This window comes from Streptomyces sp. DT2A-34 (genome assembly GCF_030499515.1).
GTDB lineage: Bacteria > Actinomycetota > Actinomycetes > Streptomycetales > Streptomycetaceae > Streptomyces.
Genome location: NZ_JASTWJ010000001.1, coordinates 9,537,071 through 9,558,582 on the forward strand (window position 1 = coordinate 9,537,071; position 21,512 = coordinate 9,558,582).

The 21,512-nt window shown below is 72.3% G+C and carries 17 protein-coding genes; 7 read left to right on the top strand and 10 right to left on the bottom strand.

What is annotated here, in order from left to right:
• Positions 1–3: 3 nt before the first annotated feature.
• A complete protein-coding gene (locus tag QQM39_RS42515; RefSeq protein ID WP_302003914.1) occupies positions 4–2,565 on the top strand; it encodes an ABC transporter permease in 2,562 nt (853 codons plus the stop codon).
• A gap of 234 nt (positions 2,566–2,799) precedes the next feature.
• Here QQM39_RS42515 and QQM39_RS42520 read toward each other — a convergent pair whose 3' ends face one another.
• Together QQM39_RS42520 and QQM39_RS42525 are read right to left on the bottom strand one after the other, a co-directional pair.
• Complete coding sequence (locus tag QQM39_RS42520; RefSeq protein ID WP_302002916.1) at positions 2,800–3,336, bottom strand: ATP-binding protein; 537 nt, start codon at positions 3,334–3,336, stop codon at positions 2,800–2,802.
• A gap of 184 nt (positions 3,337–3,520) precedes the next feature.
• The gene (locus QQM39_RS42525) at positions 3,521–3,844 is read right to left on the bottom strand and encodes a hypothetical protein (protein WP_302002917.1); all 324 of its coding nucleotides are present in this window, start codon (positions 3,842–3,844) and stop codon (positions 3,521–3,523) included.
• A 352-nt stretch (positions 3,845–4,196) separates the two neighbouring features.
• Between QQM39_RS42525 and QQM39_RS42530 the strand changes: the two genes are divergently transcribed.
• Positions 4,197–5,321 carry a PLP-dependent cysteine synthase family protein gene (locus QQM39_RS42530; RefSeq protein ID WP_302002918.1) on the top strand — a complete coding sequence of 375 codons (1,125 nt, stop codon included), beginning with the start codon at positions 4,197–4,199 and terminating at the stop codon, positions 5,319–5,321.
• A gap of 10 nt (positions 5,322–5,331) precedes the next feature.
• Here QQM39_RS42530 and QQM39_RS42535 read toward each other — a convergent pair whose 3' ends face one another.
• The gene (locus tag QQM39_RS42535; RefSeq protein WP_302002919.1) at positions 5,332–5,811 is read right to left on the bottom strand and encodes an SRPBCC family protein; all 480 of its coding nucleotides are present in this window, start codon (positions 5,809–5,811) and stop codon (positions 5,332–5,334) included.
• 149 nt (positions 5,812–5,960) lie between these two features.
• Positions 5,961–6,791, bottom strand: coding sequence for a DeoR/GlpR family DNA-binding transcription regulator (locus QQM39_RS42540; RefSeq protein ID WP_302002920.1), 831 nt, complete (start codon positions 6,789–6,791; stop codon positions 5,961–5,963).
• A gap of 293 nt (positions 6,792–7,084) precedes the next feature.
• On the opposite strand from QQM39_RS42540, the gene QQM39_RS42545 reads away from it, so the two are divergent.
• The gene (locus tag QQM39_RS42545) at positions 7,085–9,388 is read left to right on the top strand and encodes a hypothetical protein (RefSeq protein WP_302002921.1); all 2,304 of its coding nucleotides are present in this window, start codon (positions 7,085–7,087) and stop codon (positions 9,386–9,388) included.
• A 60-nt stretch (positions 9,389–9,448) separates the two neighbouring features.
• On the opposite strand, the gene QQM39_RS42550 is transcribed toward QQM39_RS42545, so the two are convergent.
• From QQM39_RS42550 to QQM39_RS42565, 4 genes are all read right to left on the bottom strand, one after another.
• Positions 9,449–11,890, bottom strand: coding sequence for a right-handed parallel beta-helix repeat-containing protein (locus QQM39_RS42550; RefSeq protein ID WP_302002922.1), 2,442 nt, complete (start codon positions 11,888–11,890; stop codon positions 9,449–9,451).
• Between the two features lie 109 nt (positions 11,891–11,999).
• Positions 12,000–12,605, bottom strand: coding sequence for a hypothetical protein (locus tag QQM39_RS42555; protein ID WP_302002923.1), 606 nt, complete (start codon positions 12,603–12,605; stop codon positions 12,000–12,002).
• A 179-nt stretch (positions 12,606–12,784) separates the two neighbouring features.
• On the bottom strand, positions 12,785–13,612 hold the full coding sequence (locus QQM39_RS42560; protein ID WP_302002925.1) for an MOSC domain-containing protein: 828 nt from the start codon (positions 13,610–13,612) through the stop codon (positions 12,785–12,787).
• Between the two features lie 42 nt (positions 13,613–13,654).
• A complete protein-coding gene (locus QQM39_RS42565) occupies positions 13,655–14,089 on the bottom strand; it encodes a DUF6643 family protein (protein ID WP_302002926.1) in 435 nt (144 codons plus the stop codon).
• A gap of 298 nt (positions 14,090–14,387) precedes the next feature.
• Here QQM39_RS42565 and QQM39_RS42570 point away from each other — a divergent pair, with 298 nt between their 5' ends.
• The gene (locus QQM39_RS42570; protein ID WP_302002927.1) at positions 14,388–15,686 is read left to right on the top strand and encodes a TerD family protein; all 1,299 of its coding nucleotides are present in this window, start codon (positions 14,388–14,390) and stop codon (positions 15,684–15,686) included.
• 27 nt (positions 15,687–15,713) lie between these two features.
• Here QQM39_RS42570 and QQM39_RS42575 read toward each other — a convergent pair whose 3' ends face one another.
• Positions 15,714–16,889 (bottom strand): glycosyltransferase, encoded by a 1,176-nt coding sequence (locus tag QQM39_RS42575; protein ID WP_302002928.1) that lies wholly within the window; start codon positions 16,887–16,889, stop codon positions 15,714–15,716.
• Between the two features lie 57 nt (positions 16,890–16,946).
• Between QQM39_RS42575 and QQM39_RS42580 the strand changes: the two genes are divergently transcribed.
• Together QQM39_RS42580 and QQM39_RS42585 are read left to right on the top strand one after the other, a co-directional pair.
• Positions 16,947–17,732 (top strand): glutamate racemase, encoded by a 786-nt coding sequence (locus QQM39_RS42580; protein ID WP_302002930.1) that lies wholly within the window; start codon positions 16,947–16,949, stop codon positions 17,730–17,732.
• A 106-nt stretch (positions 17,733–17,838) separates the two neighbouring features.
• Positions 17,839–18,381 carry a hypothetical protein gene (locus tag QQM39_RS42585; RefSeq protein WP_302002931.1) on the top strand — a complete coding sequence of 181 codons (543 nt, stop codon included), beginning with the start codon at positions 17,839–17,841 and terminating at the stop codon, positions 18,379–18,381.
• An 89-nt stretch (positions 18,382–18,470) separates the two neighbouring features.
• On the opposite strand, the gene QQM39_RS42590 is transcribed toward QQM39_RS42585, so the two are convergent.
• Positions 18,471–19,538 carry an O-antigen ligase gene (locus tag QQM39_RS42590; protein WP_302002933.1) on the bottom strand — a complete coding sequence of 356 codons (1,068 nt, stop codon included), beginning with the start codon at positions 19,536–19,538 and terminating at the stop codon, positions 18,471–18,473.
• A gap of 357 nt (positions 19,539–19,895) precedes the next feature.
• Here QQM39_RS42590 and lnt point away from each other — a divergent pair, with 357 nt between their 5' ends.
• Positions 19,896–21,506, top strand: coding sequence for an apolipoprotein N-acyltransferase (lnt, locus tag QQM39_RS42595; RefSeq protein WP_302002934.1), 1,611 nt, complete (start codon positions 19,896–19,898; stop codon positions 21,504–21,506).
• The last annotated feature ends 6 nt before the right edge of the window (positions 21,507–21,512 follow it).

A 21,512-nucleotide genomic window follows, 5' to 3' on the forward strand; every position in this document is an offset into this window, starting at 1 on the left:
GCCATGAACGCATCCGTCCGCCTGAGCGTGTCCTCCCTGCGCGCCCACAAGCGCCGCTTCGCCGGTACGTTCCTCGCGGTGTTCCTCGGCGTGGCCTTCCTCGCCGGAACCCTCGTCATGGGCGACACGCTCCGCGCCGGCTTCGACACGATGTTCGGCAACGCCACCAGCGGCACGGACGCCGTCGTCCGCAGCGCCGACGCCATCACCACGCCCGGCGAGAGCGAGGGCGTGCGCGAACCGGTCGACACGGACCTGGTGAGCACGATCGGGCGGGTCCCCGGCGTAGCGGCCGCCGCGCCCAACATCCAGGGTGCCGGCCAGCTCGTCGGCAGGAACGGCGACCCGATCGGCGGCCAGGGTCCACCCACCCTCGCCGGCAACTGGATCGCCGACCCCGAGCTCAACGCGTACCAGCTCGCCGAGGGCCGCGCTCCGCAGAGGTCCGGCGAGGTCGTCATCGACCGTGGCACCGCCAAGCGCGGCGACCTGCACATCGGCGACACGACGACCCTGCGCACACCCGACCCGATCAAGGTGACCATCGTCGGCCTCGCGACCTTCGGCGGCGAGGACGGCATGGCCCAGGTGACCTTCACGGGCATGACCCGGGCCGACGCCGAGCAGTACCTCACGGCCGGGCCCGGCGAGGCGGCGAGCATCCAGGTGCGGGCCGGGCCGGGCGTCAGCCGGCAGGAGCTGGTCGACGAGCTGACTTCCGTGCTGCCCAAGGGAGTTGAGGCCATCACCGGCCAGGAGTCGGCCGAGGAGAACACAGACATGATCTACAGTCAGTTCCTGACGATCTTCACCACCTTCCTGCTGGTGTTCTCCGGCGTGGCCCTGCTGGTCGCGACCTTCTCCATCCACAACACCTTCGCGATCGTCGTGGCCCAGCGCACCCGTGAGAACGCCCTGTTGCGTGCCCTCGGTGCCTCACGCCGCCAGGTCACCGCGGCCACCCTCGTCGAGGCGACCGCCGTGGCCGTCACCGCGTCGGTGGCCGGGCTCGTGGGCGGCATCGGTATCGCCGCAGGTCTCCAGGCGCTGTTCCCGGCGATCGGATTCCCCTTCCCCGAGGGCGACCTGGTCATCAGCGCACTGTCCATGGCCCTGCCGCTCGCGGTCGGCATCGTGGTCTGCCTCGGCTCCGCACTGCTGCCCGCCGCACGCGCCGGCCGCACCGCACCGCTGGCCGCCCTGCGCGAGACGGCCGTCGACACCTCCGGCGCCTCCCGCCTCCGCGCCGTCGCCGGCCTGGGCCTGCTGGCCCTCGCGGTCGGCACGACGCTCAGCGGCGTCCTGCTGTCCCCGTCCATCTGGCTGGCGGGCACCGGTGCCGTCCTGGCCCTGGCCGCCTTCGTGGTCCTCGGCCCGGTCGCCGCCACGACGGCCGTACGGATTCTCGGCGGCCCCCTCGACCGGCTGCGCGGCGTCACCGGCTCCCTCGCCCGCCGCAACGCCCTGCGCAGCCCGAAGCGGACGGCCGCCACCGCGAGCGCCCTGATGATCGGCGTGGCCGTCGTCTCCCTCTTCACGGTGTTCGGCGTCTCGCTGAAGGCGACCATGGACCAGACCGTGTCCAGGTCCTTCGCGGGCGACGTGGCTGTCAGCACCCCGTCGTTCGGCGCGGGCGGCAGCGGCCTGAGCCCTCGTCTCGCGGACGCGGTCCAGCGGCTGCCCGAGGTGGACACGGCCGTCGGCCTGGGCCGAGGGGTCGCCGAAGTGGACGGCGAGGGACGCGCGCTGACGGTCACCGACCCGGTCGCCCTGGAGCGCACCTTCGACCTCGGAAACGTCCGTGGCTCCCTGCGCGACCTCGGTACGGACGGCATCGCCATCACCGAGAAGGAGGCCGACAAGCAGAACCTGACGACCGGCGACAGGACACAGCTCACCTTCACCGACGGCCAGAAGCAGACCTTCACCGTCCGTGCGGTCTACGGCCAGTCCGAACTAGCCGGCGACTATGTCATCACCCGCGCCGCCTGGGCCCCGCACCGCACCCAGGACGCCGACACCCTCCTCGCCGTCTCCTTCGAGGACGGCGTCGGCACGGACGAGGGCAAGGCGGCGGTGGAGAAGGTCGCGGGCCAGTACGGCAACCCCGAGGTGCAGACCCGCGACGAGTACGCGCAGTCCTCGGCGAGCGGTATAGACATGATGCTCACGCTCGTCTACGCACTCCTCGCCCTAGCGGTGCTCATCGCACTCCTCGGCATCGCCAACACCCTCACCCTGGCGATCCACGAGCGCACCCGCGAACTGGGCCTGCTGCGAGCCGTGGGCCAGAACCGCTCCCAACTGCGCGCCATGGTCCGCTGGGAGTCGATCCTGGTGGCCGCCTTCGGCACGGTCGGCGGCCTCGCCCTCGGCGCCTTCCTCGGCTGGGTCCTGGTCAAGGCCTCAGACGGCGCGAGCGACAGCGCCATCGCGTTCGCGATGCCTCCCCTGCAACTCGCGGTGGTGGCACTGGTCGGCCTCACGGCCGGAGCCCTGGCGGGTCTACGCCCGGCGCGCCGTGCGGCACGCCTGGACGTACTGCGGGCGATCGCCACCGAGTGACCCTCGCCGGGTGTCAGGGCGCCCCTGTCGACCAAGGGCCGCCCGATGACCAACAGGGCCAACGGCAAGTGCCCACCGACCTCGGTGGGCCAACGACACCGGCCGTGAGGGAGCCGAAGGGCGCGCCGGTGTCGAGACGGCTGGGGCCCCTCTGGGGGAGCGCGGAGGCACGAAGCGCTGAGCACGTTCGCCATCTCGACACCGGCTGAAAGCGCCCGAAGGCGACCGAACCATTCAAAGCAACCGGGCGGGAGCATGTTCGGGCCTGCGCAGGTCAACCCGCGCCCCGACCTCCGCGAACCGCCGCGCGGGCTTCTCCACGGCCGCCCGCTGCGGCGGCCGCGCGACCCCGGCCCGTGCCGCGGCGACGGGCGTCGGAAGCGTGAACCAGACGACCTTGCCGGCGTCCCCGTCCGGCCGCACGCCCCAGCTCTCGCTGACCGCGGCCACCATCGCGAGGCCACGCCCGCAGGTGGCGAGGGTGTCGACGCCCTCGACGTCCGCCAGGACCGGCAGACGCGGGTCGTGGTCGCGCACCGAGACCGTCAGCCGGTCGAGCAGCAGCTCGATCTCGACGGTGCACGTCTTGTCCGGCTGGGCGTGTTGGTGGACGTTGGTCAACAGCTCGGTCACACCGAGCGCGGCGCGGTCTATCAAGGCGTCCAGATGCCAGTAGCGCAACTGCGCCGATACGATTCTGCGGACCTGGCCGATCCGCGACGGCAGGGCTTGGAGCTCCACCGTGCAGTGCCTGCTTGGGTACTTGATCACGGCTGCGACTCCCCGACTGAAGAGGTCCGGAAGAACACGGAGTACGGATCCAGCAGGGTGCTTGAAGGAAACGGCTGCCTGCTGTCGTGGCCGGCGGGCTGGTTCGCAGCGTTATCGCCGGTAAACCCAGAGTGACGTGAGACCAGAGTGACGCAAGGGGTGCGGCACCGCAACTCGCTGTGACTCAGCCCTTACGTCCGGCAGCCTTCCGTACGGCCTCTATGAACCGGCGCGCCGCAGGGGGGCCCGGTTCCCCCGGGGCGGGGTCGTGATCGCCCAGGGTCAGTGAGTAGCGGTTGCCGTTGAGGTCCGCCAGTGCCCGGTCGTCCGGGGCGAACCAGGGCTTGGACGCCCGCACGGCCTGCACCGGCGCGCTGTCGATCTCGCTGCCGTAGCTGGTGAGCAACTGCAGCCTGCCGTCGCTGATCCGCACCTGCCCGGCCCGGGTCAGCGAGCGCAGCCGCTTCCCGATCCGCACGCCCGTGGCCCTGAACTCCGGCTCCGCCATGCCCCGCCCCCTTAGTGCGCGTCGGTGTGCCGGCTCGTTCTGGCTGGTGTGGCCGGCAGTGGTCGTGATCCAGTGTGCCCCCCGTGCGGGATCGCCGTCCCGTCCGGTGCAGTCTGCCCGCGTCCCGCGTCGAGCACCAGTACGCACGTCCCGCCTGACCGGGGGCGCTCGAAGCACTCGCCCGAATGCGCCCCCGCAGCCCCGGTGAAGCCCTGGTGAGGCCAGCGGTCCAGGGATGCCTTTGAGGCTCTCAAAGGTGTGTTTATGCAGGTGAGAAGCGTGCGGAAGATGTTTATGCTCGAAGGGACGGCCGCGCGAGTCGCCGTGGCCGAACAGCACGAGGAGCACCGCCGTGAGCACCGTCCAGCAGATCCCGTCCGGCGTGACCCTCGACGTCGACCACACCGACGCCGCCTACCGCGTCTGGCTGAAAGAAGCCGTACGCAAGGTCCAGGCCGACGCCAACCGCTCGGCCGACACGCACCTGCTGCGTTTCCCACTGCCGGAGCAGTGGGGCATCGACCTGTACCTGAAGGACGAGTCGACCCACCCGACCGGCAGCCTCAAGCACCGCCTCGCCCGTTCGCTCTTCCTGTACGGCCTGTGCAATGGCTGGATCCGGCCGGGCCGCCCCGTGATCGAGGCGTCCAGCGGCTCCACGGCCGTCTCCGAGGCGTACTTCGCGAAGCTGGTCGGCGTGCCCTTCATCGCGGTCATGCCGCGCACGACCAGCGCCGAGAAGTGCCGCCTGATCGAGTTCCACGGCGGGCAGTGCCACTTCGTGGACGACTCGCGCAAGATGTACGAGGAGTCCGCACGCCTCGCGGTGGAGACCGGCGGCCACTACATGGACCAGTTCACCTACGCCGAACGGGCCACGGACTGGCGCGGCAACAACAACATCGCGGAATCCATCTTCCGCCAGCTGGAGTTGGAGCGGTTCCCGGAGCCCGCGTGGATCGTCGCCACGGCCGGCACCGGCGGCACCTCCGCGACCATCGCCCGGTACGTCCACTACATGCAGCACGACACCCGCATCTGTGTCGCAGATCCGGAGAACTCGTGCTTCTTCGAGGGCTGGACCACCGGCGATCCGGACGTCACCTGCGACTGCGGCTCCCGCATCGAGGGCATCGGCCGGCCGCGCATGGAGCCGAGCTTCGTGCCCGGCGCCATCGACCGGATGATGAAGGTGCCGGACGCGGCCAGCGTGGCCGCCGTACGGGCCCTGGAGCGGGCCATCGGGCGCAAGGCGGGCGGCTCGACGGGCACCGGGCTGTGGAGCGCGCTGAAGATCGTCGCCGAGATGGTGGCCGAGGGACGGCACGGGAGCGTCGTGACGCTGCTGTGCGACCCGGGGGACCGGTACCTCGACAAGTACTACTCGGACGTGTGGCTGGCCGAGCAGGGCCTGGACATCGCACCGTACTCGGCGGCCATCGAGCAACTGCTGGCCACGGGCGTCTGGCCTGAGTGACCCGCGAGCCTCAGCGCGCCGCCGACGCCAGCCGTCGGTCCAGTGAGGTCACCGCGTCCCGGAACGCCCGGCCGAGGCCCGGCCGGGCGAGGCCGACGGCGAACCGGAAGGGCGCCGTGCCGTCCACCGCGAACGTCCACCGCACGCGCGTGCCCGTCCCCGCCGGGGCGAGCCGCCACTCCTCGACGACGGCCCGCGCGCCCGGCGCGTTGGTGACGTCGACGCGGTAGGCGTACACCTCGGGGCTCTTCGCCACGAGAATCGTCTCCTCGAAACGCGTACCGCCCCTGAGCCGGACCTCGCGCCGGGCTCCGCCGTCGAGCGGCCGGGCCAGCGTCACCGCCGAGAACCAGTCCGCCCAGCCCGGCACGTCCTCGGCCAGCGCGCGGAAGACCGGCTCCGGGGGAGCGGCGATCTCCCCCACGAAGACATGCCGTACGGGCGCGGACTCGACGAAGTCGAGCCCCACCTCACGCAGCAGGTGAGCCATGGACGAAACCCCCTATGCCGACGCCACACCGGGCAGCGTCACCATAGCTGGCGCCCCGTCAGATGTCTGCACGGCACATGTCGGTCCCGCACATGTCGGTCCCGCACATGTCTGCACGGCACATGTCTGCACGGCACATGTCTGTCCCGTCAGATGTCCGCGCCCTCATCCGGCGCGCCCGCCACCACCAGCCGCCGCAGATGCTCCGCGATCTCCGAGCGCGCCTCGGTCTCGAGACCGGCGTCCGTCACCAGCGTGTCGACCTGCTCCAGCGCCGCGAACGAACTCAGCCCCACCACACCCCACTTGGTGTGGTCGGCGACCACCACGACCCGGCGCGCCGACTGCACCAGGCGCCGGTTGGTCTCGGCCTCCGCGAGGTTCGGCGTGGACAGGCCGGCCTCGACCGATATCCCGTGGACACCGAGGAACAGCACATCGAAGTGGAGCGCCGCGATCGCCTGGTCGGCCACCGGGCCCACCAGCGAGTCGGACGGCGTGCGCACCCCGCCGGTCAGCACGACCGTGGCCGCGCCCTGCCGGGGGCCCGACGTGCGCTGCGCGGCGTGGAAGACGTCGGCGACCCGCACCGAGTTCGTGACCACAGTGAGGTCGGGCACGTCGACCAGCTGGTGCGCCAGCGCGTACGTCGTCGTACCGCCCGACAGCGCGATCGCGGAGCCCGGCGCGACCAGCTCGGCCGCGGCCCGCGCGATGTCCTCCTTGGCCGTCAGCTCCAGACCCGACTTGGCCTCGAAGCCCGGCTCGTGCGTGCTCGCCTCGACCACCGGGACCGCACCGCCGTGCACCTTCTCCAGCACGCCCTGCCGGGCCAGCGCGTCAAGATCGCGCCGCACCGTCATGTCCGACACGCCGAGCTTGCGCGTCAGCTCATTGACGCGGACCCCGCCCCGGCGCCGGACCTCGTCCAGGATCAGGGCGCGCCGCTGCTCCGCGAGGAGGTTCTGATTCTCGCTCACGTACGCTCCGGTCCTTTCGCCTCAAGCCGTCCGACACACCCTGCGCACCCACTCTGATGAGGACATTCTCACCCCTCCCGGCGCGCGGGACGTCCCATCCTCGCACGGCTGGGCACCGGTAGCGCCACTGGCTGACTCGACGCGCTCATGTCACTTCCGCATCTCCCGCTCCCCAGTCCTCCTCACGGATCGGGGGAGATTCCGTGAGGAGAGGTGTAAGGGGCCCGCTCCGGGGAGATCCTTGTGCCCGCACGGACAGAAGCCGACGGCTCGTCACGGGGGAAGTGCGAACAGTGGAACGTGCGCAGAGACACGAACGCGCCGGGACCGCCCTGGAACTCCTGGTCCACGGCGTCGGCGGCACCACACCGCAGGACATGCTCGACGATCCGCGCACCGTGCGGATCACCGGCGACGACACGGCCGCCGTCTTCCGGCGGGCCGAGGACGTCGACGCCGAGAGAAGACCGGACGACTACCGGGGCAAACCGGTCCCCGAGGCCTACGTGTGGTGCAATCTCACCTCGGGAAACAGCGCGCGCGCCCTGTGGCTGCTGTTACTGCCGTTCATGGTGGTCAACCTCGCCCACTGGATGCGCCCCACCGCACGGGACCGCGACCGTACGGTGCGTTTCTACGGCCTCCTCGTGCGGCTCGCGGGACTGACGCTGACGGTGCTGCTGGTCGCGGCCGCGTGCGAGGTCGCCCTGGACCTCGCGGCCTGGCAGTGCGCGGGCACGCGCGCGTGCGCCGAGCGGCACAGCTGGCTGGGCTTTCTGTCGCCCGTGGTCTCGGAGGGTGGCTGGTGGAGCCGCCCGGGCCGCAGGCTCGCCCTCGCGGCCGTGGTGCCGGCCGCGCTGACCGGCCTGCTGTGGTACCTCTCCCGCCGCACCTGGAGCGCGTACGAGTCCCAGCAGCCGATGTCCCGCGAGCCGGAGGCACACGAGGAGTCCGGCGGCACCGCCCTGGGCCGCCCCGGCTTCTGGTACGGCCGTCGCCTGGTCGCCCGGCTGCGCGCCGCGCACACCGCCGCGGGCCTGCTCACGGTCGCCGCGGCGGTCGGCTCGGCGGCGGCGCGCTTCGACCGCCGGTCCGGTGGACCCGCCCTTCTCGACACACTGGGGTGGCTCCTGGAAGCGGCGATCGTCGCCGGAGCGGCCGTCGTGGTGTGGGTGGTCTGCCGCCGGGGCCGCAGCGAGAACCGCCTCGACCAGGACCTCGACGAGCATCTCGTACGACGCCTGCCGCTGGCCTCCCTCGTCCTGCTGGTGCTCGCTCTGGTGTACGCCGGGTGGGAGCGGCCGGGCTGGCAGTCGGCGGGCCGCCTTGCGGGCGACCCGACCTTCGGCGCCATCGCCTTCCTCCAGGGCCTGCTCGTGATCGTCCTCGCCGTCGTGGCCCACGTGCTGCACCGCACCAGTCCCGACCCGCGCGCCGCGATGCGCGGCCTGGGCGGACCGGCGGTGGCGATGCTGGCCTGCGCCCTGGGCGGCGTGATGTCCGGCGGAGTGTCCCAGAGGGTCGCGGACTGGCTGGACGGCACGGGCACGTCCATCGCCGGTCCGCCGGTCCTCCTGACCTGGCAGGCGTCCGTCATCCCACCCCTGCTGGTCGTCCTGCTGCTGCTCTGCGGCTGGCTGGCATGGCGGGCCTGGCAGCTGCGCCGCACCGAACTGGGCACGGTGGAGCTCGACTACGTCGGAGAGCCCCAGGACACGGCCCGCACCCGCCGTATCGCGAGCACGCGCGCGATGGCCACGCTCACCGACCGCGCCCCTCTGGTAGTCGCCGTCACCGCAGCCGCGACCCTGCTTCTGGGCGCGGGAGCCCTGGTCGGCGCACTGACGACCGACGCGACCCCGAGTGCGGCCGCCGACGACACGCACGCCTTCGTCCACGGCGCCGCCGAGACGGCGCAGGCGCTGGGCTCCTGGCTGATCGGCGTGGGCTTCCTACTCTTCGTCACCTGGGGCAGGCGCGCCTACAAGGACGCCTCCGCACGGCGCACCATCGGCATCCTGTGGGACGTCGGTACCTTCTGGCCACGCGCCGCCCACCCCTTCGCGCCGCCCTGCTACGCCGAGCGTGCGGTGCCCGACCTGACCTGGCGGATGGCGACCTGGACACGCGCCGAGGACGGCCGCCGCCTCGTCATCTCCGGGCACTCCCAGGGCAGCGTGCTCGCGGCCGCGGCGGCCTGGCAGCTGACCCCCGCCGACCGCAAGCGGGTCGCGCTGCTGACCTACGGCTCCCCGCTGGAACGCCTCTACGGCCGCTGGTTCCCGGCCCACTTCGGCCCGGCCGCGCTCACCTCCCTGCACGCCGAGGTCGACTGCTGGCGCAACCTGTACCGGCTCACCGACCCCATCGGCGGCCCGGTCCGCCTGCCCGGCAGCTGCACCCCCACGGTGGACCGCGCTGCCCTCAAGGACCCCTTGGCGTACGGCCGTACTCCCGAACACCCCCTGCCCGCCCCCATCCTCGGCCACGGCGACTACCAGGCGGACCCGGCGTTCGCCGAGGAAAGGGAGCGACTGCTGGCGCGATTGACGCCGGAGGTGCCGGCGCAACGGCCGCCGGCCGCGGCCGAGAGCTGATCCGGCCGGCTCAGGAGGGGCCGCTCGGCCGGTCCAGGCCCTCGCGGGACCCGGTCGGCCTCAGGGCAGCTCCGGCAGGTCCTCCGCGTACAGCAGGGTCAGGTCGTCCGTGCTCGGCTCGTCGAGCTGGGCGACCCGGCTCGCGTGCCGCTCCACCATCGCCTCGAAGGTCTGGCGTGCCGTACGGCCGTTGCCGAACGCCGGGCCCTTGGGGATGGCCGTGAAGTACTTCAGCAGGGCCTCGGCGAGGCCCGGGCCGAGTCGGTACTCGTGCTCCTCGGCCTGCTGCTCCACGATCCGCAGCAACTCGTCGGGGCCGTAGTCACAGAAGGTGATGGTCCGTGAGAAGCGGGACGCCACACCGGGGTTGACCGAGAGGAAGCGCTCCATCTCGGCCGTGTAGCCGGCCACGATCACCACGACCGCGTCCCGGTGGTCCTCCATCAGCTTCACCAGCGTGTCGATGGCCTCCTTGCCGAAGTCCCGGCCAGAGTCCTCCGGCGACAGCGCGTACGCCTCGTCGATGAACAGCACACCGCCGCGCGCCTTGTCGAAGGCCTCCTGCGTGCGGATCGCCGTGGAGCCGATGTGCTCGCCGACCAGGTCGACTCGGGACACCTCGACCAGATGGCCCTTCTCCAGGACGCCGAGGGAGGCGAGGATCTCGCCGTAGAGCCGGGCGACTGTCGTCTTGCCGGTGCCGGGGGAGCCGGTGAAGACCAGGTGCCGCTTGACCGAGGCGGCCTTCAGGCCCGCCTGCTGGCGGCGCCGGCCCACTTCGATCATGTCGGTGAGGGCGCGCACCTCGCGCTTGACGCTCTCCAGTCCGACCAGCGCGTCCAGTTCACCGAGGACGGCCTTGGAGGTTCGTGTCGGCGTCTCGGGCTGCGAGGCGGTGACGAGCGGCTCCTGCTCGGTCGTGCGCTGGCCGGGGATCGCGCCCAGCAGGCCGGGGGACTGGCGCACCGTCTGTACGGCGGGCTCCGGCTCGGGGGGCGGCTGCCTGAGGCCGCCGCTCTCGTCGCTGGTGCAGTCCTCCACGTCGGGTCCCACCCCGGAGGCCGCGTCCGGGCCGCCGTCCGCGAACTCGTACCCGCCCCGCGCGCACCGCTCCGTACGGCACTTCTTCAGCGTCGTACGGCAGCCGTCGATCACATGGAAGCCGTAGCCGGCGCTGCCCCGCACCCGGCAGTTCAGGAAGGTGCCGCGGCCGCCCGCCGAGACGTAGAACCCGGCCTCGGCGGGGGAGTCGACGGTGCAGCGCTCGATGGTGGGGTCGGCGCCCTTGGTGACGATCACGCCCGTCTGGGTGCCGTCCAGGGTGCAGTTGTTGAGGGTGCCACCGCTGCCGTGGTCCCGGAACCAGGCGCCCGTCGCCGCGTCCCGGATCCGGCAGTCGTCGAGCTGGGCGGTAGCGCCGTCGCTCACCGACACGGCCGTGTTGCGCACCTGGGACAGGTCACTGTCGACCACATCCGCGCGCGAGCCGCGGTCGAGGACGAACAAGGCGTCCGGCACGTCGTGCACCCGGCAGGACTCCAGTACCGCGGTGGCGCCGTCGCTGACCCACACCGCCGGATAGTCGCCCGTGCTGTCGAAGATCTCGCACTGGTTGGCGTCCACGCGCGTGCCCGGATCCCACACCGACAGGCCGTTGCGCCCGAACTGACGCACCGTCGTGCGGGTCAGGGTGAGCACCGAGCGGGAACGCAGGTCGACCGCGTTCTCCGGGATGTCGTGGATACGGCAGTCGGCCAGGGTCAGCACGGCGTCCGTGTCGAGGGTGACGCCGTCGGCGGTGGTGCGGTGCACATCGCAGTCGGTGAGGTGGGCCGTGGCCCGGCCGGTGATCTGGACGCCGGAGCCCCGGACCTCGTAGATCTCGCAACCCACCGCCTCCAGCGCGGAGTTCTCACCCGTGGCGGTCAGCCCCGAGCCCGAGGCGTGGTGGACCCGGCAGCGCTCCAGACGGGGGTGCGCGCCGCCGCGCACGGCGATGCCCGCCTGGCCCGCCGCGACGACCTCGCACTCCTCGAACACCCCGCCCCCGCCGTCGAGCACGGCGATGCCGATGCCCGCGGGATTGTCGACGGTGCAGCGCCGCACGGTCGGGCGCGCGCCGCCGCGCACCTCGATCCCGGCCGCGGACCGTGTGACCACCCGGACGTCCGACAGCTCCGGGGCGCCCTCCTCGACGAGCAGTGCGGGCGCAGCCGCGTCCTGGCCCTCCACATGCAGGTCCTGGACCACGGCCGAGGCGCGCAGCGTCAACGGCACACCGTCGACAGGCGCGATACGCACCGAGCCGGGGGAGCCCTCGGGGCCGCGCAGGGTCACCGCCCGCTGGACGACGAGGTTCTCCCGGTAGGTGCCGGGCGCGACGGTGAGGACGTCACCGTCGGCCGCGGCCTCCAGGGCGGCCGCGAGCGATGCGTACTCACCCGTGCGGCGCCGCCACCGCGATGTGCCGGTGTGCGTCACCTGGACCGTGCCCTGTGCCATGGCGTTGATGTGCCCCCACCTCGAAGTACGCGGGTTTTGCTGCCGAAGAGTTCGGCCGGTCCACCGTAGCGTGCGCGTGGGCGGTGGGTTGACCAGAGCCGGAAGGCCGTCAGCTGCCGGTGCCGGTCCGGCCCCAGTCCGGACCCGCCTTGTCCCACGCCTGGTCCCAACGCGCGTACCGGCGACGGACCATACGCCAGACGACGAGCCGTCTGCTGCCCTCGACAAGGCCCGCGGCCAGCAGGGCCGCTCCGAGCCCGGCGAGTACGGCGTGCGTCGCCGCTGTCGCGGAGTCCAGCGGGCGGGCGACTGCGCGGCCCTGCCGGTCCGTCCATATCGTGAAGCGGTCGCCGGGTTGCGGGGTGTCGAGGCTCGCCATGACCGAACCGTGGTGCGGGCTGCCGTCCGGTGCGGTCCAGTCGGCCACGACTCTGGTGCGCAGGTCCCGCCCGGTGGCGGCCTCGGGGTCGGCGTCCAGCGAAGAGCCTTCCACCTTGCGGACCACGGTCGCCGTCACCAGGTGCCGGGACGCGCGCTGTTCGCGGACGGACTCCCGCAGGGCGTCCTGGGCGAGGCCGCCGACCAGTGAGCCGGCCAACGGCGCGACGACCAGGATCAGCGACAGGGCCGCGAGGGCGACCCAGGCCTCGGCCAGGTCTGTCGCACGGCACAGCGGATTGTGCCGCCAGCGCCAGAGTCCGCTGATCGCCCGCATCGTCCGCACACCCCCTTCCCGCTCCGTGATAACCCCTCACCGAGCCGTTCACGCGCGGGCCCCGCCGAAGAGAAGCGAAGTCACCTGAGTTCGGGGCCTCTCATGAACTTCTCACGAAAAGCCCAACGCGCGGGCATCCGGCCCCGGTTCCCGCGCATCGCCGCTCCGCGAGATCTTTCTCAGTCGAGGATCGTGACCGGATCGCCGACCCGGATCGTGCCGCGGGAGAGGGGCACCAGGTTCTGGCCGAACACCAGCTTGCCGTCCAGGCGGCGGTGCCGGCCGAGGGTGTGCAGGGGCTCCCTGCCGCGCTCGGCGGTGGCCTGGTCGGTGGTGGTCACCACGCATCGCCCGCACTTCTTGGGAACACGGAAGGTCACCTCGCCGATGACGACGCGCGACCAGTCGTCCTCGGCCCAGGCGGCGGTGCCCGACACGACCACGTTCGGCCGGAAGCGGTTCATGGGCAGCGGGCCCTCCTGCGCGTGATCACCCTGCGCGATGAGGGAGTTGAGAGCGTCGAGGGACGCGGTCGTGGTGAGCAGCAGCGGGTAGCCGTCGGCGAAGCTGACCGTCTCGCCCGGCAGGGCGTACTCCGGATCGACGGGCCGGCGCGTGCCCGGGTCGTCCATGTACGCGAGGCGCACGTCGGCGCCGAGATAGGCGCTGCACCAGGCATGTGCCGCGTCGTCCTCGGCGAGGACCGCCTCGACCTTGTCGCGGAAGATCTCCACCGGCACCGTGCCGACCGTCCGCGGCACGGGCACGGTCAGCGGGTCCGTGCCGGGCGCGGACAACCGGACGCCGCCGCCGGGCAGCAGCTCGGCGGCGGCCAGCGCGAGGCGCGGTTGCTGGCGCTGCGTAACGACCTTTCCCCCGTCGTCGATCAGCACCCAGCGTCGGTCTCCGGCCAGCCCCCAGGGCTCCACGACGGCCTCCCGGGGCGCTGTGCCCCGGAACGCCTTGACCGGATGAACATGAATCGACTGCAGCTGTGCGTGCCCCATGCGGCCATCGTGCCAGGTGGCACCGACAGCCCGGGGAACGGGTCAGTAGCCGCGGTACTGCTGGTTGTTGTACGGGTCCTGGTAAGGAGCCGCGGCGGGGCGGGGAGCCGCGGGGCGCATCGCCTCGTAGCCCGTGCCGCCGGGTGCCACCGGCCGAGGCTGCTGAGCCTGCGGACCGGGATAGCCGCGCGGGGCGGCCGCCTGCTGCGGGATGTACGCCGCGGGCGCCTGCTGTAGCGGAGCGGGCTGCGGCGCCTGCGGATAACCGTAGGAGGGCTGGGACGGGGCCGCCGGGAGGGCGGGCAGCGCGGACGGCAGCGCGGGCAGATTGCCGCTCGGCATGTCGTACGCGGCGGGGACCCGGATCGGTGCGATCTGCGGGGTGCCCCGCTCGGCCACGAGCGAGTCGTAGATCGGAGTGTCCGGGAAGGAGGCGGAGTAGTAGCCGCCGCCATAGGTGGAGCGGGGGGAGGTCATGGCACATAAGTTAAGCCCACGATGTGCTGGTTGGGGAGACCGATAAGAGGGTTGTTTTAGGTGTCTGCGGTGACGCCGGATCCCCAATGCGAGCGAACTTGCCAAAAAGGGACGACGATCGGCGCTCGGATCGTGTAAATGCCGAGTTCCGGGCGGGTTACCGGAGGTTGGCCTCCGGTGTTCAGGTGGCCCTCATGGGAGTTCGTTGTCGAGAGGAATAGGTTGGCCCTGTAAAGAACCCAGTGAGCTGCCGGGACATGCCTGGCGCGGTGACCCGTGAGTGGGGGCGGACATGTCAATGTCGAAAGGATCGAATGCGCCGGTGCCGACGACGGCACTGCGGGTCGAATTGGGCTGGCGCTCCGGGCCGGGCGTGCCCGACGCGGACGCCTCGGCGCTGTTGCTGGCCGGCGGAAAAGTCCGCTCCGACGGGGACTTCGTCTTCTACAACCAGCCGGCGCACTCCTCCGGCGCCGTCCGGTACGAGGGCAAGCGGGAGGCCGGCGGCCGGGTGACCGACAGCGTGCTGGTCGACCTCGCGCGCGTGGAGCCCGCGGTCGAGACCGTCATCGTCGCCGCTTCCGCGGACGGCGGCGCTTTCGGCCAGGTTCCGGACCTTTACATCGAGGTCAAGGATGCCGCCCAGGGGACGGTCATCACCCGTTTCGACAGCGCGGGCGCCACTGTGGAAACCGCTTTCGTACTCGGTGAGTTCTATCGCCGCCAAGGCGCCTGGAAATTCCGCGCGGTCGGCCAGGGCTACAGCAGCGGCCTCGAGGGCCTCGCCACCGATTACGGCATCACGGTCGACGAACCCCAGCAGGCGGCACCCGCTCCGACCCCCGCCGCCCCGCCGGTCACGCCCCCGGCAGCCACAACGCCCCCCGTGGCACCTCCGGTGGCCATGGCGCCGCCCGCCATGCCGCCGGTCCCCCCATCTGCCCCCCAGGCGCCGCCGATCAGCCTGAGCAAGGTGACGCTCACCAAGGCGGCCCCCTCCGTCTCGCTGACCAAGCAGGGCGGCACCTCGGGCGTCCTGCGCGTGAACCTCAACTGGCAGGTGCGCAAGCAGTTCTCGGGGTGGGCGAGCAAGCTGGGCCGCCCGCTCGCCCTGCACAACGACCTCGACCTCGACCTGTGCGCCCTGTACGAGCTCACCGACGGCAGCAAGGGAGTCATCCAGTCCCTCGGCAACGCCTTCGGCGCCCTGCACCAGCCCCCGTACATCCACCTCGACGGCGACGATCGCACCGGCGCCGTGTCCAGCGGCGAGAACCTCACCGTCAACCTCGACCACCAGCGGGCCTTCCGGCGCATCCTGATCTTCGTGACCATCCACGAAGGGGCGCGTTCCTTCGCCGACCTGAACGCCACGGTCACCCTCACGCCGCAGCACGGCGCCCCGGTCGACTTCTCGCTCGACGAGTGCACGGTCCCCTCCACGGTGTGCGCACTCGCCCTGATCACCAACACCGGCAGCGACCTGGTCGTCCAGCGTGAGGCCCGCTACCTGGTGCCCGAGCGCGGGGTGAGCCCGCAGCGCACCGTCGACTACGCCTACGCGTGGGGCATGAACTGGACGCCCGGCCGCAAGTAGTCCGCCCTCGTCGGACACCAAAGTAGGTCAGCCCTCGTCGGGCACCGCGTCCGGACGCGTGTAGGTGCGGCCCTTCCAGGCCGCGCCGCGCCCGCGGTAGTGCTGCACCGCCGAGTCGACCGTCATGAGGAGGTAGAGGAAGGCGGTGAACGGCAGCAGGGGAGCGAGCCACAGCGGCTGGCGGTAGTAACGGAGCATCGGCACGTACGTGCCCGTCATCACCAGCCACGCGAGACCGCCGACGACCGCCGCCGCCGTGCCCCCGCCGGCCAGACCCGTGATCAGGGCCACGGGCGGCACCAGATACACCAGCGCGAGCCCGGCGACCGTCCCGGCCAGCACCAGCGGGTTGTGCCGCAACTGCGCGTACGCGCTGCGCGAGACCATCCGCCACAGGTCGCTCAGCCGCGGATACGGGCGCACGCTGTCCACCCGCTCGGCCAGCCCCAGCCAGATGTGGCCACCGCCGCCCTTGACGGCCCGCGCCAGCGCCACGTCGTCGATGACGGCGTGCCGGATGGCGTCCGGGATCCGCGCCCGCTCGGCGGCCTCGGCACGCAGCAGGACGCAGCCACCCGCCGCGGCCGCCGTCCGAGCCCCCTTCCTGCCGATCCGGCGGAACGGATACAGCTGCGCGAAGAAGTACACGAAGGCCGGCACGACCAGCCGCTCCCACCGGCTCTCCACCCGCAACCGGGCCATCTGGGAGACGACGTCGAAGCCCCCGGTGCGCGCGGCCGCGACCAGCTCCCGCAGGCTGTCGGGCGCATGCGCGATGTCGGCGTCCGTCAGCAGCAGGTACTCGGGATCACGCGCGCGTGCCAGGCCGATGCCGTGCCGCACCGCCCACAGCTTGCCGGTCCAGCCAGCGGGCGGCTCGCCGGGGGAGTCCACGGTGAGGGGCAGCCCGCCGTGCCGCCGCGCGAGCTCGCGCGCCAGCTCCCCCGTGCCGTCCGAACTGCCGTCGTCGATCAGGAAGATCTCCGCGCGCCCCGGATAGTCCTGGGCGAGCAGCGACGGCAGGCTCGTGGGGAGTACCGCCGCCTCGTCCCGCGCCGGTACGACGACGCAGACCGACGGCCACACGTCCGGTTCCGTCCGCCGCGGAAGTCTGACGTCCGTACGCCAGAAGAAGCCCTGGCAGAGCAGCAGCCACAGCCAGGCGGCGAGTGATCCGGCGGCAGTCCACGCGATGGCGCTCACGCGCGCAGTCTGCCCCACCGGAGGGGCCCGCAAGGGCCCATCGTCTATCGTGGCCGGGTGAAGATCGCGCTGATGGACTCCGGAATCGGTTTGCTCGCGGCCACCGCTGCGGTACGGCGGTTGCGACCCGACACACATCTCGTGCTCTCCCTCGACCCCGACGGCATGCCCTGGGGCCCGAGGACCACGGAGGACCTCACACAGCGCGCCGTGGCCGTCGCGGACGCTGCCGCCGCGCACCGGCCCGACGCCCTGATCATCGGCTGCAACACCGCGACCGTGCACGCCCTGTCCACCCTGCGTGCCCGCCTGGAACCCGCCATACCGGTCATCGGCACAGTCCCGGCGATCAAGCCGGCCGCGGCCGGTGGCGGCCCGTTCGCGATCTGGGCCACGCCCGCCACGACGGGCAGCCCCTACCAGCGCGGTCTCATCAAGGACTTCGCCGACGGCGTGGCCGTCACCGAGGTGCCGTGCTTCGGGCTGGCCGAGGCGGTCGAGCACGCCGACGAGACGGCGATCGAAGCGGCCGTCGCCGCGGCCGCCGCACTGACCCCCAAGGACGTGACCACCGTCGTCCTGGGCTGCACGCATTACGAGCTCGTCGCCGAGCGCATCCGCGCCGCCGTCCAGCGCCCCGGCTTCCCGCCGCTCGTCCTGCACGGCTCCGCCGGCGCGGTCGCCGCGCAGGCGCTGCGCCGCCTCGGCGAGCAGCCGGCCCCCGGTGCCGAGGCGAGCGGCACCTTGACGGTGCTGCTGAGCGGCCGCGAGGGCGCCCTCCCCGTGCCCGCTCTCGCCTACGAGGAAGGCCGTCTCCTGCGGGAGATCAGCCCCGCGCGGTAACCGACGGTCACAAAACGGAGGGCATCGGTCCGTCCGAAGCACGGTCGGCGCAGTCACCCTCCGCAGCGCGGTACCAGCGCAGCGAAACCTGAGTAACCTCATAGGCATGAGGGACCACCCCCACAGCGCGCAGCCGCATCCCGATGTCTGGACCGGGCGGGCGACCAACCGGGTCCAGTGGCTGCTGGCGCTCGTCGGTGCCGCCTGCATGGCGCTCGGGATCGAGCTGGCCGTCGACTCGCCGTGGACGGACGGCGTCGCCCCGCTCGTCATGGCCGTCGTCGGCTGTATCGCGGCCGGCCTGCTGGTCCTCTTCGGCACTCTGGCGTTCGTGCATGTCGCCCTGAGAGTCGACCATGAGTGCCTCGAGGTGCGTTGCGGCCACATCGGTGTGCCGCGCCGCCGTATTCCGCTGTCCGAGGTGGCGGGCGCCGACTTCGTCGCCCACGTCACCCCGCGCCACTGGGGTGGGTGGGGTTACCGGTGGCGGCCCGAGAAGGGCACCGCGGTCGTCGTGCGGCGTGGCGAGGGCTTGGTACTGCGGTTGTGGGACGGCCATACGTTCACGATCACCGTGGACGACGCGGAGGCGGCCGTACGGGTCATCAGGGCCCGCCTGCGGACACGGGCACCCGGCACGGCGCACTGAATCCAAGGTCCGTTCGTCACCACGGGGCGGGCCTCGCAGCCATGTGTGTGGTCCGGGTGTGTGGTCCGGCCCCTTCGCCGCACACCGGGTCATGGGGTCAGACGTTCGCCACGCGCGCGTACGTCGCTCTCGCGCTCCTGCGATGCGTGGGCGAGCGGACGTGCCGTGGCCAGCCCGGCCAGCAGGCCCGCGCCCACCGACACCGCGGTGAAGCTGAGCGCGTTGCCGACCGCGGCGATGGCCGCCAGCGCCGTCAAGGCCGCGCCGGCGGTGAGTGCGACCGGGGTGGGGCGCGCGGTACGCCACAGCGCGAACAACATCCAGCCGAAGGCCGCCGCCAGCAGGACGAGGCCGAGCACGCCCTGTTCCGCCGCCTGTTGCAGGGGCGCCGAGTGCGGCTTGCCGTCGGACAGCAGCGTTCCGGTGGCCGTCGTACTGAGCTCCCCGAAGCGTCCCGGCCCCACGCCCAGCGCGGGGTCCCGGCCAGCCAGGTGCAGGGCGTCGTGCCACAGCTGGATCCGGTGCCGCGTCAGCTGATCCTCGAGCCAGTCGGTGAGTGCGCCGGGCATCGCGTTCCCGGCGACTGCCCAGGTCAGGCCGGTGACGGTGGTCGCGGTCAGGGCCAGTCCCGCGATGCCCACGCCGCGATGGCGGATGTGGCCGGCGGCGAGCGAGCACAGCAGGACGGCGGTGCAGGTGACGAAGCCCGAGGTCGAGCCGAGGACACCGGCCGTCACCGCGATTCCTGCGGCCAGCGCGCGCAGGCCCAGTCGCAGCGCCGGTGCCGAGGCGGCCCAGGCGGCGCAGCACGCGGCGCCGGTGGAGAGGGTGAGTACGGCGGCCGTGGCCCCGGCGTGGCCCAGCGGGGCGACGATCTGCGGCCCGGGGGCGAGGTGGGGTACGGCCAGCGTCAGACCCACTCCGGCCACTGCTCCGGCGCAGGGCGCGGCGACCGGCAGCAACGCCCCGCCGATCCGCCCCGCGGCATAGCCGGCGGCCACGGCGAGGATGGCGAGCAGCACACCCTCGGGGCGGCCGTCGTGCACGGCGGCCGAGATCAGCGACCAGGCGGCGCAGGCCCCCAGCACGACCACGCCCGCCGCATCAGAAACGTTTCGTCTGTCGCCGTCCTCATCCGGACCTGCCGCAGACGTCATCCCCGTGACATCCACCCCGCCCCCCGAAACCCGGTCCCCCGACCTGTGACGGGCCCCGCCGACCGGACCTGATCTGACCTGCCGGTACGACTGAGCTCCGGCATACCGTAACCGCTGATGGGCGATTTGTGGACGTGTCGTGCAGGAACGATGTATCGCCTGAGTGCCACGGGTCGGCGGCGCCGTCCGCGCGCTGGGGAGGGCCCGCCGCCGGCGTCATGGCGATGTCTCCCGCGAGGGCACCGCGCTCGCGGTGGGCCTTGCTGTGGACCCGACGGACGCATGTGCCCACGTGGGAGCCCTGCCCTCACCGGACCGCGCTGTCGGCGCCGAGGTCAACCGCCGTACACTCCCCGAGTGACCGTCACCGCAACTTCCGTGGGCGAGTCGGACCAGCTGCAGCCGCAGATCGCGCCCGCCTCGGGCGCAGCACGGCTCCTGCGCCTGGTTCCGGCTCTCGCCGCGGCGCTCTCCGGAGTGCTGCTCTATGTCAGCTTCCCGCCGCGCACCCTGTGGTGGCTGGCCCTGCCGGCCTTCGCCGTCTTCGGCTGGGTGTTGCGTGGCCGCAGCTGGAAGGCGGGCCTCGGCCTCGGCTATCTCTTCGGCCTCGGCTTCCTGCTGCCGCTGCTGGTGTGGACCGGAGTGGAGGTCGGCCCCGGCCCCTGGCTCGCGCTGGTCGCGATCGAGGCGGTCTTCGTGGCGCTGGTGGGCGCCGGGGTCGCCGCGGTGTCGAAGCTGCCCGGCTGGCCGGTGTGGGCGGCGGCGCTGTGGATCGCCGGAGAGGCGGCACGCGCGCGTGCGCCGTTCAACGGCTTCCCCTGGGGCAAGATCGCGTTCGGCCAGGCCGACGGCGTCTTCCTGCCGCTCGCCGCCGTGGGCGGCACCCCGGTGCTCGGCTTCGCGGTCGTGCTCTGCGGCTTCGGTCTGTACGAGGTGATACGCCTGGCTGTCGAGGCGCGGCGGACACGGGCCGTACGGCGGTCCGCTGCCGCTGTCGCCCTGCTGAGCGTGGCCGTACCCGTGGTGGGCGCCGTGGCCGCACGGCCGCTGGTCAGCGACAAGGCCGAGAACGGCACCGCGACCGTCGCGGTCATCCAGGGCAATGTGCCGCGCGCCGGACTGGACTTCAACTCCCAGCGCCGCGCCGTACTGGACTACCACGCGCGCGAGACCGAGCGGCTGGCCGCCGAGGTCAAGGCGGGCAAGGTCGCACAGCCCGACTTCGTGCTGTGGCCCGAGAACTCCTCCGACATCGACCCCTTCGCCAACGCCGACGCGCACGCCGTCATCGACACGGCCGCCAAGGCGATCGGCGTGCCCATCTCCGTAGGCGGCGTCGTCGAGCGGGACGGCAAGCTGCTCAACGAGCAGATCCTGTGGGACCCGGCCAAGGGGCCCGTCGACACGTACGACAAGCGGCAGATCCAGCCGTTCGGCGAGTACCTGCCGCTGCGCTCGCTCGTCGGGGCGATCAACGAGAACTGGACGTCCATGGTCCGCCAGGACTTCAGCCGGGGCAGCGAGCCGGGCGTGTTCACCATGGACGGCGCCAAGGTCGGCCTCGTCACCTGCTACGAGGCGGCCTTCGACTGGACCGTGCGCTCCGAGGTCACCGACGGCGCGCAGATGATCTCCGTGCCCAGCAACAACGCGACCTTCGACCGCAGCGAGATGACCTACCAGCAGCTCGCCATGTCCCGCGTCCGCGCCGTCGAGCACAGCCGGACCGTCACCGTCCCGGTGACCAGCGGCGTCAGCGCGATCATCATGCCGGACGGGACGATCACGCAGAAGACGGGCATGTTCGTGGCCGACTCGCTGGTCCAGAAGGTGCCGCTGCGCTCCAGCGAGACGCTCGCCACGCGGCTCGGCATCATCCCGGAGATCGCCCTGGTACTGGTCGCCGCGGGCGGCCTCGGCTGGGCGATCGGCGCCGGGATGCGCGCGCGACGCGCCGCTGACGCGTAGCCGTAC

Excerpts from the sequence above, each read along its gene's own strand:
- QQM39_RS42515 (WP_302003914.1), top strand. The coding sequence starts at position 4 with ATGAACGCATCCGTCCGCCTGAGCGTGTCCTCCCTGCGCGCCCACAAG.
- QQM39_RS42550 (WP_302002922.1), bottom strand. The coding sequence starts at position 11,890 with ATGGCACAGGGCACGGTCCAGGTGACGCACACCGGCACATCGCGGTGG.
- QQM39_RS42570 (WP_302002927.1), top strand. The coding sequence starts at position 14,388 with ATGTCGAAAGGATCGAATGCGCCGGTGCCGACGACGGCACTGCGGGTC.
- QQM39_RS42560 (WP_302002925.1), bottom strand. The coding sequence starts at position 13,612 with ATGGGGCACGCACAGCTGCAGTCGATTCATGTTCATCCGGTCAAGGCG.
- QQM39_RS42590 (WP_302002933.1), bottom strand. The coding sequence starts at position 19,538 with ATGACGTCTGCGGCAGGTCCGGATGAGGACGGCGACAGACGAAACGTT.
- QQM39_RS42555 (WP_302002923.1), bottom strand. The coding sequence starts at position 12,605 with ATGCGGGCGATCAGCGGACTCTGGCGCTGGCGGCACAATCCGCTGTGC.
- QQM39_RS42565 (WP_302002926.1), bottom strand. The coding sequence starts at position 14,089 with ATGACCTCCCCCCGCTCCACCTATGGCGGCGGCTACTACTCCGCCTCC.
- QQM39_RS42535 (WP_302002919.1), bottom strand. The coding sequence starts at position 5,811 with ATGGCTCACCTGCTGCGTGAGGTGGGGCTCGACTTCGTCGAGTCCGCG.
- QQM39_RS42525 (WP_302002917.1), bottom strand. The coding sequence starts at position 3,844 with ATGGCGGAGCCGGAGTTCAGGGCCACGGGCGTGCGGATCGGGAAGCGG.
- QQM39_RS42585 (WP_302002931.1), top strand. The coding sequence starts at position 17,839 with ATGAGGGACCACCCCCACAGCGCGCAGCCGCATCCCGATGTCTGGACC.